This is a genomic window from Wolbachia endosymbiont (group A) of Opomyza germinationis (assembly GCF_964264765.1).
In the GTDB taxonomy this organism is placed as follows: Bacteria; Pseudomonadota; Alphaproteobacteria; order Rickettsiales; family Anaplasmataceae; genus Wolbachia; species Wolbachia pipientis.
Genome location: NZ_OZ183482.1, coordinates 1,325,043 through 1,336,637, shown reverse-complemented (window position 1 = coordinate 1,336,637; position 11,595 = coordinate 1,325,043). Strand labels below are relative to the sequence as shown.

Genomic DNA, 11,595 nt, shown 5'->3' with positions numbered 1-11,595 from the left:
ATTTAAAAAGTATTAATGCAATTGTGATGAGTATTTTGTATTGTTTTTAATTTAAAAACAATATATAATAAAGAATCGATATTTTCAAGTAGGTGTAATTATGACAGGTAAAGTGCAAGAAGATGAATTTATGAAGCAGTATATGGATACTTGCAAAGAGCAAATAGAAAAATTAGCCAAGGATCCTGAATTGCTTAATCAGACTTTAAAACCATTTATGCAAATGTCTCAGCAGCTTATGGCTGGCGGTATGTTAGAAGGCGCTATGCCTAACATGATACCTGATTTGGACAGCATGGATGCTAACAAGATGATTGCTCAGATGAAGGAAATGATTGACTACATAAGAGGTAACTATAAGGAACTAATGAAAGAGCGCAGCTCGCAAATTCAAGAGCTTGATGAATCCAGTAAGAAGCTAAGAGGTTTAGTTAAAAAATTGATAGAAAAGATCGAAAGTAAGTAAATAACATCTGGATTTCTGTCATTCTATATACAACTTTCTAGTTGGACGGTAAGTCGAGGTCAATTGTTGATGTCATGCAAGTAGTGTAGCTACTTGCATAGCATTTATACCAGTTTTCGTAAATAAATAAGGTACGTTGCTTAAGGCTGCAGTTATAGTGAGGTATTTTTTCTAGTTTGTTTTCTTATTTCTGAGGTTTATAGCTAAGGTTTTCCCTACGTCATACCGCGATTCATTCGCGGTATCTCAGCCGCTAACGAGTAGCGGAATGACGGTTTTTCAAATCGTCGATGAACCTAAGTCACTTTATCTGTAGTATCGGGAACGTAATTGCACATTGGTTTTACAAATTTGAAAATTAGTGTTAAATAAAAATATAAACGCAAAAGGAAAAGAAATGATTGAACTTAAAGGCCCAGAAATTTGTGCAGGCGGAAATAAGAAAAATTTGATTATTTTTTTACATGGTTGGGGCTCAAGTGGCGATAATTTCATTCACCTTGCTAAAGTTATGAGCAAGTTTTTACTGGGTTCATATTTTACAGTACCCAATGCTCCGTTTGAAAGAGAAATAGGTGATGGTTATCAGTGGTTCAGCTTGGAAGATCGTAGTGAGGAAGCGCTATATAATGGAGTAAAAAATGCTACATCAATTGTAAATCATTTCATTGATACAAAATTAAAGGAGCTTAATTTAAAAGATACGCAACTTTCTTTAGTTGGATTTTCTCAAGGAGCAATGCTTGCAATACATACAGCTCTCACCCGCTCTCAATCCTGTGCATCAGTTGTTGCATACTCTGGTAGGTTTCTTTCACCTTCAAAAACTGCACCAGAGATCAAATCAAAACCTAACATATGTGTTATCCATGGTGATGCTGACGACGTGGTACCTTTTTCGTCCCTCGACTTAGCGGTTAAAGCTCTGAAAGAAAATGGAGTAAATGTTGAAGGACACCCAATTCATGCATTAGGGCATATTATTAATGAAGAGGGAATAAAATTAGGAGTAGAATTTATCAAGAAGAATTTTAAAAATTAATTTTCATGCACTTGTTTTGCTTTGGTTATGGATATGTAGCTAAATTTTTATCGAAAAAATTACTGAACTTAGGTTGGAAAGTCAGTGGCACATCAAGAAGTAAAAATATACAAGATGTAATCCTCTTTAATTATGAGAAAGTTAGTCAAGATCTGCTTAAAAGCGCAACGCACGTTTTAATTTCTATTCCTCCAGATGGCGATGATGTTGTGGAGAGATACGGTGATTGCCTGCAAAATGTAAAATGGTTCGGTTATTTGTCTGCAACTAGCGTCTATGGTGATCACTCTGGTAATTGGGTGAATGAGGAATCTGAAACAAAACCTATAGAAATCAGAGGAGAAAAGCGCCTTAGATCTGAAAAGAGGTGGCTGAATAGCAGATTGCCTGTACATATTTTTCGTTTAGCTGGAATATACGGTCCTGGTAGGAACGTGTTAATTGACTTGCAGCTTGGCAAAGCAAGGAATGTGAAAAAAGAAGGGCATTTTTTTTCTCGTATTCACGTTGAAGATATATCAAATATTTTATTTTCTTCCATGCAAAACATAAAACCTGGTGAAATATACAATTGTGCAGACGATTTACCCACTACACAATCTGAAGTGGTAATATATGCGACCAAACTTCTCAATGTTAGCCCTCCAGAACCAATTGAGTTACCAGATTATGCACAGAGTTTTTATTTAGGATCAAAGAGAGTAAGTAATGTTAAAATTAAAAAAGATCTTAATGTCTCTCTAATTTATCCTAACTACAAGGTGGGATTAGAGAGTTTGCACGTAAACAAAACTGAAATCACATCAGAATGATAGATAGGCTTATTGTCACTGCCATTAAGTTAAGGAAAGAATGGTTAAAAACTGAACTAAAAAGTCAGAAATAATTAAGGATTTATGACAAATGCTGAAACAGAATAGAGTAAACTTTAAAGCAGATAAACTCTGAAGTGTAAATTACTTAAGAAATAGTGACCTTACCCAGAAAAAGTGGAGAGAAAGAAAAGAGTTTTTTTGGGTAAAATAAAATTTTGGAGGATTAGAAATGGTAAGAGAATATACAGCAGAATTCAAATTGGAAGCTGTTAAACTGGCAAATGAACAAAGAAAGGCAGGTCAAACAATTACAAAAACAGCAAAGGATTTAGGAATAAAGGGTGGTTTATTAGGAAAATGGATAAAGAAACACAACGAAAAAAAGTCGGCAGCAGATGCATTTCCAGGTAGAGGTAACATGGCTCCTTACGACAAAGAGAGGTTTGATTTACAAAGCAAGAGTAACAAGGGAAAGAGACATTTAAAAAAAAGCCCTGGCCAGTCAAAAAGAGTAAAATATTTTTTTATATAGTAACTGCTATAAAGTACAGGAATTATGTAGGATTTTCTGCTAGTGGCTACTATAAGTGGACCACAAGAAAAATAAGCAGTAGAGAATCAGCAAATAAAGAGCTACTCGAAGCTATTCAAAAAATATATCAAGTTTCTAAATGTAGATATGGAGCTCCTAAAATTCATGCTGAATTGAAGGCTTTGGGTAAAAGTTGCAATTTGAAAACGGTGCAAAGTATTATGCAGAAAAATGACATCAGGGCTATACTGAGAAGAAAGTTTAAAATTAAAAAACAACAAACAGATAATAGAGCTGTAGCTCCCAATATACTAGATCAAAACTTTATTGTTGATCAACCAAATAAAGTATGGGATTACTTACATCAAAACCAAGGAGGGATGGCTATATTTGGCAGCAATAATTCTCACGTATGGTAGTTAATGAGTAGTGCAATAAATAAACAATTGGTTATGAACTCTTTATTAATGGCCATTAATAGGCGTAAACCTGTTAAAAATCTACTGCTGCACAGTGACCAAGGTTCACAATATACTGCGCAAGGGTATCAATATCTCTTAGCTGTAAAGAATATAGATGAGTAATAAAGGCTGTTGTTACGACAATTCTGTTGCAGAAAGCTTCTTTAGCTCATTGAAAAGAGAAATACTTATTGATACTTCACAACACTCTGCTCAACAAACTAGAACTGCAATATTTGAATACATAGAAATTTTTTATAACAAACAACGTCACTATTAACTATTGCATTCCAGAACAATTTGATGCATCATTCTTTTTGTAAAAAACATTCCAAACTTTCTCTCCACTTTTTCTGGGTAAGGTCATATGTGTACATCCCCATCATGAATGCTATTTTCGGTAAAATCTCTTACAACGCTCAAAAGCAGAAAAACAAAAACTTGATTTTCTCAGCTAAATAGTGGACCATCAAAAGCACGCATAAATATCTACAATGAAAGAAAAAACTTTCACAATCATCGATGGCTATGGTTTTCTTTTCAGAGCTTACTATGTACTACCTCACTTAATTACCACAACAGGAATGCCAATAGGTGGTGTATATGGCTTTCTGAATATGGTTCTTAAGTACATTGCCCATTCGGACTACTTAACTATAGCACTTGATGCAGGGAAAAAGAATTTTAGGCACAATTTATATCCTGAGTACAAAGCGAACAGAGTAACGCCTCCTGAGGATCTAACTCCACAGTTCACCATACTGAGGGAAGCGGTAGAAGCTTTTAACCTCAGCTATGAAGAGATTGAAGGTTATGAAGCAGATGATATAATTGCAACACTAGCTGCAAAATACGCCAACCACCAAGACTTTAAAGTGGTAGTCGTTTCATCAGATAAAGATTTATTTCAACTCTTGAACCACAATATTTTAATATTCGACCCCATTAAAAATATATATATAGATGAAAAACAAGTAATAGAAAAATTTGGCGTAAACTCACACAAGCTTCTTGATTTATTTTCTCTAACTGGTGATGCATCTGACAACATTCCAGGCGTTCCGGGAATAGGTCCGAAGACTGCAGCTAAATTACTAGATGAATTTGATTCATTGAATAATATTATAGAGAACATTGATAACATCGAGCAAACGAGGATTCGTAATATTCTTGCTGAACATAAGGAAAAAGCGCTAATTTCAAGAGAACTTTTATCACTATGCGAAAAAGTAGACCTTCAACATGATATTGCAAAATGTGAAGTTCGCCCTCCAAATATGGAAAAACTATTATCCTTTTTAAAGAAGTATGAATTCAATTCCTTGATAGGGAAAGTGGAAAAGCTTTTTTCCTATAGTGGGTCTAGCACAGAAGAAAAAATAGAGTATAGTAGTGAAGAGTTAGAGAAATTTTTAGAGCATTGTAGATATGAAGGCAAAATTGCAATTCATTACCACCTTGAAAACAATGTATTAAGTCTATCTTATAGCGAAAGTAATATTTTTTATATAGAGCAAGACAGCATACAAGATGCACTCATTATAATTAACTTAACTTTGCTCTCAAATGGAGTGCTTAAAATAATACATAACATTAAAGAGATCAGGAAAATCTTCCCTGCAATAGAGAAGATGTTAGATTCAGTTGATGATTTGATGATAATGTCGTATAGCTTGGATACAGGAAAGCATGATCACAGTATTCCAAACATAGTTGCGCATAATTTGAGTGAAAATGCAGAAATTTTCTCGGCAAAAACTTTAATAGCAATTCATGAAAAGCTAAAGCAAAGGTTATTTCAGGAAAAATTGCTCACAATTTACGAGCGCTTCGATAAGCCACTTATGAAAGTAATATTTGATATGGAGAAAAATGGGATATTACTGAACATACAAAAATTACAGGAGCTGTCCGATAAATTTCAGCAGGTAATTGCCGTGCTTGAAGATGAGATATATAATTTGGCAGGAGAAAGATTTAATATTGCTTCGCCAAAACAATTAAGTGATGTTTTATTCAACAAAATGGGGCTTAATAAAAAGAAAAAGTCAAAAAAATCTGGATCGTATAGCACCAATTATGAAGTTCTAGAGGCACTCGAAGAAGAAGGGGTAGAAATCGCAAGTAAAATCTTAAATTGGCGACATTTAAGTAAATTAAAAGGCACCTACACTGATGCATTAATAAAGCAAGTTGATCCACTTGATGGTAGAATACACACAAGCTTTTCAACGACTGCAACTGCAACTGGAAGGCTGAGCTCCAGCAATCCTAATTTACAGAATATTCCTATCAGAAGCGAAGAGGGAAATCTTATCAGACAAGCATTTATTGCGCCAAAAGGGCATAAGATAATTTCTGCTGACTATTCGCAAATAGAATTAAGACTCCTGGCACACGTTGCAAACGTTGCAGCATTTAAAGAAGCTTTTGCAAACGGACAAGATATTCATGAGATCACCGCAAGGCAAGTTTTTGGAGTGCAAGAAATAGATGAGCAATTAAGACGCAAAGCAAAATCCATCAATTTTGGAATTATATATGGCATTAGCCCATTTGGTCTTGCAAAGCGGCTTGGAATTACCATTGCGGAAGCTGCTGAATACATTAATTACTATTTTTCCTGTTACCCAGAAATAAAGGCCTATATGGAAAAAGCAGTGTCTATCGCAAGATTGCATGGTTATGTAGAAACTTTGTTTGGCAGGAGATGCTTTGTAAGAGACATAAACAATACAATTCCTTATATAAGACAATTTGCAGAAAGGGCAGCAATAAACGCACCACTGCAAGGAACCGCTGCTGATATAATAAAACGTGCGACAATTCAGCTTTTTGACCAATTGAAAGTAGGTAAAATAATCCTCCAGGTTCACGATGAACTACTGGTTGAAGTAGAAGACGAAAAGGTGCAAGAAACAGCAAAACTTATAAAAGATATAATGGAAAATGCAATAGAAATTTCTATACCACTTGAAGTAGAAATAAAAATTGGCGACAACTGGGGTCTAAATTCCCTTAATTATGACTTAAACATCGTGAATTCTAGGAGTATAGATTATTTGAATTAATATGAAAAATATGCTACAATTGAAGTATAGTAAATGTGAGTAACTCAGTTATGACAAAAATATTAACTCCACAAACAAAGAATTTGGAACCTTCAAATCAGGTAACTAACAAAGATGAGAAAATTTTTGAAAAAGAGGAACATCAGGTAATCTATGATTACTTTGTAAAAGTATTAGAAGGTAAAGCCGAATTAAAGGAGAACAAAGAAATAACTGATTATTTTATATCAGCTTATAAGGACATACTACTTAATAATGTCAATCCAAAAGATATAAAACCACTCAGTGAAGAGAATTTTTCTCAGTTTTTACTTTCTATGTTTAAAGAAATTAGAGAGCAAGGCTTAGCTAGAGAAGAGAAATTAAATAATGATAAAATACAACAAATAATAACCAAGTGTGTAGCTGATATACGTGGTACAGAAGCTAAAGATTCATCCATAAAGTTTGTATTGGAAATGCTGCTGCTGCTAATTGGAGGGATCAAAATAGACCCGAAAAATATTTCTGGCTCCTTTATGGATGGGATGAAAGAAAAAATACCATTCTTAGGTAAAGACAAGAAAGAAGAGGATGAACCACCACTCAGTGATGAAGAGATGGTAACAACGTTCTTAAGCAAGATCTTTTTTCCTGTCCTTCTTTCCACTATTCCAATGTTAATTTTTGGTCCTACTACACTCGGAGTAGTTCTTACTGCTATCGGCACAATATTTGCCATAAAAGGAGGAGTGGAGGTTCTTTTTTCAAATAACAAAAAAGGTACTTTGTATGACCCTAGCTCACAAGATAAAGATGATACAGAAAAGAGAGCAAAACTGAATGGAAAAATTCTCGAGGGCATTGATGATATTTTAAAAACCCCAGTTACAGAAGTTGAGAAAGGCACCTCTGTTTCTGAACAAATTTCCCAAGGAAAAGAAAAGAGTGAACAACAGCCTGTTCCTGAGCAAATTTCCCAGGTAGGAAACGAAAAAAGTGAGCAGCACGATCAATCTTGGACAGGAAAGGAAAACAAACGAAGGGAAAAACCACAGAGCAGCAAAGGTAAGACTACTCAGGTTTGCTAAAAGTGAATTGTGTAAGAGATCTGCTATTATTCTATAGCACATACAACAGGAGTATGGTCAGACGGATTTTCTAGCTTACGCAATCTATCATCTATGTAGCATGTTTCCAATTTATCTACAGCTTGTGGTGATAACAGCATATAATCTATTCGCATTCCTTGATTATTTCTGAGTGAATTGCCTTGATAATGCCACCAAGTGAATTGTTGCAAATTTGGGTGAGATATTCTAAACGCATCTTTAAACCCAAGATTCAAGATCGCTCTTAACTTCTCACGTTCTCTTATATGAAAGCACACTTGGCCATTCAATAAGTTTGAATCAAAAACATCAATTTCATCCGGTGCAATATTATAATCGCCAGCTATAATAGTTAACTCTTCATTCTTCAACAAAGTGCTCATCCTTTCATATAGGTTATCAAAAAACTTGAGTTTATATTCAAATGCGTGAGAGTCCGGGCTTTGACCGTTTGGCACGTATACACTTCCTACCCTTATCTTACTATTGGTATACTTTATCACGCACTCTATATAACGTGCTTCTTGATGACTTTCCACAATGTCAATTTTAAACTTCTCCAGTATCGGATATTTAGATAAAACACAAACGCCATTTCTTGCAACTTGTCCATAGATAGCATATTCATATCCTAACTTTTCTATCTCCGCATAAGGAAATTGCTCTTCCGTACATTTTATCTCTTGCAGCAAAACTATATCTATCTGACTATCAACTATAAAACTACAAAGTTGGTTAACTCTTTTACGTATGGAGTTTACATTCCAAGTTGCAATCTTTAGCATCAGCAATCCTTATTAATTATATCAATTAAACTCTCCCCAGTAGGCAACCTCGATGTTATAATTTTTTTCCACTTGATTAACTTTAAACTATCAGCAATGTTTTTACTCATGGTATATGCAACTGTATTATTCATCACATGAGATAGCCCACTTTTTAGAACTAATGAACAAAATACCCTTGCTGTCTGTGAGGAAAAAAAAGCAACACTACCAATTTTACCATCCAACAGTAAATTTTTACACCTATTAGTTAGACTCCTTTTAATGATTGTTTTATAGAGTACAACTTCTCTTACGTTAAAATCTTCTTCAGATAATCTCTTTTTTAGGTCACATGATACTTCTTGTCCTCTTATATATAAGAACTTTATTGCACTTGAATAGTGAGCTTTTATGAATGATATCAGACCATCAACGTTGCTGTCTGCTGAGATTATATCAGAAAATCCCAAATTTTTTGCAGCCTGCATGGTTGAATTACCAACTGTAATAATCGGAAAGTCATCCACTTTGCATATTTGACTAAAAGCCTTTACACTGTTTTTACTTGTGGATATTACAACGTCAAATTCGTGTGCAGATATATCAGGATTTAAGTACTTTATTGTGAATACTGGTTCTATATAAACTTTGTATCCATACTTTCTCAATATATTTCTTGTATTGAACGAATCCAATAAAGGCCTCGTTAATAAAATAGACTTCATTCTGATTTATTTCACTACTAGTAAAATAGTACCCTTTATACACAAATTACTGAATAAAAACTTTTATTTTGATAGCTTGAGCAATTATTCAAGTAATTTATGTGGAAGTAGGAGTACTAAGCGCTCCTACCCCAATAAGCCCACAATTTCTGCTTACACTTTTTTGACGCTAATTACATCGAACTCTTTTGAATGGCTTCCTTCAGTGGAATTATATAGCTAATATTCCTGTATAAGTTAAATAAGTTAATACTTAAGCTTGTACTCTTGCAGTATTTGAAGAGAGATTCTCAAGGACGTTTTTTGTCTGTGGTTCACTAATCATAGTTTGAACGATATTAGCTGCCATAATAACACAGCCTAGAATAAAAAAAGGCGTAGAAACAAAATAAATAACAGAAGACTCAAAAAGCGACATAGATGCAATACCTCCTATTAGAAATGAAGCACTGGATGCTATATCAAGATAGATCTTTGTTAACTTTTTTTGTCCTGGAGTGTTTTTTATGCCAGATTTCTTATTAAGATTCTGTTGTCGGGAATGATCATTTAGTGACCATATATTTAAAGCAAACGAAAGTGCACTGAATATAGTGCCGGCAATACTAAAATACAGACTTAAGACAGGAATATTCAAGACCAATGCCGCTATGTATCCAATGAAAGAGATAGTAGATAGTGTAGTAACTAAGCGTTTCGAGTAAGTTCGTACCTTCTTTCTGTAGGCTAACTTATCTTTTTCACCATACATAGCATAAATATTACCTAATATGTTATATTATAACATTAATTAATTCAATAAGCAATATGGAAGCTAAGAGTGCCCGAGAGAAGACTTGAACTTCCACAACTTAAAAAGTTACTAGCACCTGAAGCTAGCGCGTCTACCAATTCCGCCACCCGGGCTTTTTATAGTTTACTATGTTAAAGTTAAATAATATACTTAAACAATTTTTAGTTCAAAGGTAATGCCAAATCTAGATCAAATATTTTTTGCTCAAAACAATGTTAATATTAATAACGTATATAAAATAGTCAATAACGCTTTGAGCAATAGCGATGGTGGTGAGCTGTTTCTAGAATTTTGCCAGTCGGAGTCCCTGGTTTTTGAGGATAACATATTAAAACACATGGACTTGAATACTAGAAGGGGATTTGGTTTAAGGTCTTTTTGTGAAGATAGTACATCTTTCGTTTGTTCTTCTGAGATCAGCGAAAAAGAAATTAGTAATGCTGCTTCTATGGTAAAAAGCTCAGTGTCTTTAAACAAGACAAATTCAATAAATTTAAACGAAGAGACAAAAAGCCTATATTCGAGGATTAACCCTATAAATGAAATGGATCTGAATTCAAAGATTAAGCTACTCAATGAGGTTAATGAGTATGTAAGGTCCAAAAATAACTGCGTGAAGCAAGTAAAAATAACTCTAAGTGGAGAATGGCAAGTTGTACAAATAATAAAGGGTGATCACAGATTAAGCGATATCAGGCCTCTGGTACGTTTTAATGTGCTAGTCATTGTAGAAAAAGATGGCCGTACCGAAAGAGGTTCTGCAGGGCATGGTGGAAGGGACTCTTATAGTAAGTTTATTTCTGAGAAAAAGTGGAAAGAAGTTGCAAACCAAGCGTTAGAACAAGCACTGGTAAATCTTGAAGCAATTCCAACTCCAGCCGGAGAAATGACAGTCGTTTTAGGTCCAGGCTGGCCAGGAATATTGTTACACGAAGCCGTGGGTCATGGACTTGAGGGCGACTTCAATCGCAAAAAAGTCTCAGCATTTTCAAATTCTGTGGGTAAACAAGTAGCAGCTAGTGACATCACAGTAGTTGATGACGGAACTCTGCCCAATTTGCGCGGCTCTATCAGCGTAGACGATGAAGGCACTCCACCCAGTTATAATATATTGATAGAGGATGGGATCCTAAAAGGATACATGCAGGATCATATGAACGCTAAACTCATGGGTGTAAGCCCAACTGGTAATGGTAGAAGAGAAAGTTATAAAGAAGTTATTATGCCGCGCATGACAAATACCTATATGTTGCCCGGAAAGTATACACCGAAGGAAATAATATCTAGCGTAAAGAAAGGTCTATATGCAGTAAATTTCGGTGGTGGGCAGGTTGATATAACGTCAGGAAAATTTGTTTTTTCATCTTCGGAAGCTTACCTAATAGAAAATGGCAAAATTACACAGCCAGTAAAAGGAGCAACACTAATTGGTGACGGTCCAACAGTGTTGAAAAAAGTATCTATGGTTGGTAATGACTTAAAGTTAGATCCTGGTGTTGGCACATGCTCGAAAGATGGACAAAATGTGCCCGTTGGAGTTGGTCAGCCGACACTCAAAGTCGACGCAATAACTGTTGGTGGAACTGAGATATAGATAAGGGCTAAAACGGATTCCAGCGCACGGCGCACAGCTGTACAAACATTATGATTTGGAAGCAATTGCCACCAATAGGGTGTCATCCCAGTGTCTGGGCACTGCCTTTGTGTTTGAGGCAAAACTGGCTATAACATTTAACACACTGCTTTCGCAAATAAATGTTCGTACAGTTATGTGTCAGCTACTTGGATGACACTTTTGTACTTGATGCAAGATTATATCTTGAAAAAATTAA

14 protein-coding genes and 1 tRNA gene are annotated in these 11,595 nt (G+C 34.9%); 11 read left to right on the top strand and 4 right to left on the bottom strand.

Translation table 11 applies throughout. The features are described 5' to 3' along the window. Positions 1–100: 100 nt before the first annotated feature. From ACFEL3_RS06725 to ACFEL3_RS06685, 9 genes are all read left to right on the top strand, one after another. Complete coding sequence (locus ACFEL3_RS06725) at positions 101–466, top strand: hypothetical protein (RefSeq protein WP_138264783.1); 366 nt, start codon at positions 101–103, stop codon at positions 464–466. 397 nt (positions 467–863) lie between these two features. Then, entirely contained in the window at positions 864–1,508 is a 645-nt protein-coding gene (locus ACFEL3_RS06720) for an alpha/beta hydrolase (RefSeq protein WP_010962980.1), read from the top strand. Positions 1,509–1,513: 5 nt separating this feature from the next. Next, positions 1,514–2,320 (top strand): SDR family oxidoreductase, encoded by an 807-nt coding sequence (locus tag ACFEL3_RS06715; RefSeq protein WP_010082068.1) that lies wholly within the window; start codon positions 1,514–1,516, stop codon positions 2,318–2,320. A gap of 232 nt (positions 2,321–2,552) precedes the next feature. Next, the gene (locus tag ACFEL3_RS06710; RefSeq protein ID WP_080717641.1) at positions 2,553–2,855 is read left to right on the top strand and encodes a transposase; all 303 of its coding nucleotides are present in this window, start codon (positions 2,553–2,555) and stop codon (positions 2,853–2,855) included. Continuing rightward, positions 2,840–3,274, top strand: a complete 435-nt coding sequence (locus tag ACFEL3_RS06705; protein WP_144078574.1) for an IS3 family transposase — start codon at positions 2,840–2,842, stop codon at positions 3,272–3,274. Before ACFEL3_RS06710 ends, ACFEL3_RS06705 begins: the two co-directional genes overlap by 16 nt. A 33-nt stretch (positions 3,275–3,307) precedes the next feature. Further along, the gene (locus ACFEL3_RS06700) at positions 3,308–3,439 is read left to right on the top strand and encodes a transposase family protein (protein ID WP_167347065.1); all 132 of its coding nucleotides are present in this window, start codon (positions 3,308–3,310) and stop codon (positions 3,437–3,439) included. Next, a complete protein-coding gene (locus ACFEL3_RS06695) occupies positions 3,432–3,596 on the top strand; it encodes an IS3 family transposase (RefSeq protein ID WP_010082072.1) in 165 nt (54 codons plus the stop codon). The genes ACFEL3_RS06700 and ACFEL3_RS06695 overlap by 8 nt, the downstream gene beginning before the upstream one ends. 214 nt (positions 3,597–3,810) lie before the next feature. Continuing rightward, a complete protein-coding gene (polA, locus tag ACFEL3_RS06690; RefSeq protein WP_010962979.1) occupies positions 3,811–6,387 on the top strand; it encodes a DNA polymerase I in 2,577 nt (858 codons plus the stop codon). Between the two features lie 50 nt (positions 6,388–6,437). Continuing rightward, positions 6,438–7,457 carry a hypothetical protein gene (locus tag ACFEL3_RS06685; RefSeq protein ID WP_070356955.1) on the top strand — a complete coding sequence of 340 codons (1,020 nt, stop codon included), beginning with the start codon at positions 6,438–6,440 and terminating at the stop codon, positions 7,455–7,457. Positions 7,458–7,483: 26 nt separating this feature from the next. On the opposite strand, the gene ACFEL3_RS06680 is transcribed toward ACFEL3_RS06685, so the two are convergent. The 4 genes from ACFEL3_RS06680 to ACFEL3_RS06665 all read right to left on the bottom strand — a co-directional run bounded on the left by ACFEL3_RS06680 (position 7,484) and on the right by ACFEL3_RS06665 (position 9,876). After that, a complete protein-coding gene (locus ACFEL3_RS06680; protein WP_010962977.1) occupies positions 7,484–8,263 on the bottom strand; it encodes an exodeoxyribonuclease III in 780 nt (259 codons plus the stop codon). Further along, positions 8,263–8,970, bottom strand: coding sequence for a uroporphyrinogen-III synthase (locus tag ACFEL3_RS06675; RefSeq protein ID WP_010962976.1), 708 nt, complete (start codon positions 8,968–8,970; stop codon positions 8,263–8,265). The genes ACFEL3_RS06680 and ACFEL3_RS06675 overlap by 1 nt, the downstream gene beginning before the upstream one ends. Before the next feature lie 253 nt (positions 8,971–9,223). Beyond that, positions 9,224–9,721 (bottom strand): hypothetical protein, encoded by a 498-nt coding sequence (locus tag ACFEL3_RS06670; protein ID WP_010962975.1) that lies wholly within the window; start codon positions 9,719–9,721, stop codon positions 9,224–9,226. A gap of 70 nt (positions 9,722–9,791) precedes the next feature. Further along, positions 9,792–9,876 (bottom strand) — tRNA-Leu (locus ACFEL3_RS06665). Between the two features lie 62 nt (positions 9,877–9,938). Between ACFEL3_RS06665 and tldD the strand changes: the two genes are divergently transcribed. Continuing rightward, positions 9,939–11,357, top strand: coding sequence for a metalloprotease TldD (gene tldD / locus ACFEL3_RS06660; RefSeq protein ID WP_010962974.1), 1,419 nt, complete (start codon positions 9,939–9,941; stop codon positions 11,355–11,357). A gap of 55 nt (positions 11,358–11,412) precedes the next feature. Continuing rightward, a complete protein-coding gene (locus ACFEL3_RS06655) occupies positions 11,413–11,553 on the top strand; it encodes a hypothetical protein (RefSeq protein WP_153296798.1) in 141 nt (46 codons plus the stop codon). Positions 11,554–11,595 lie beyond the last annotated feature (42 nt).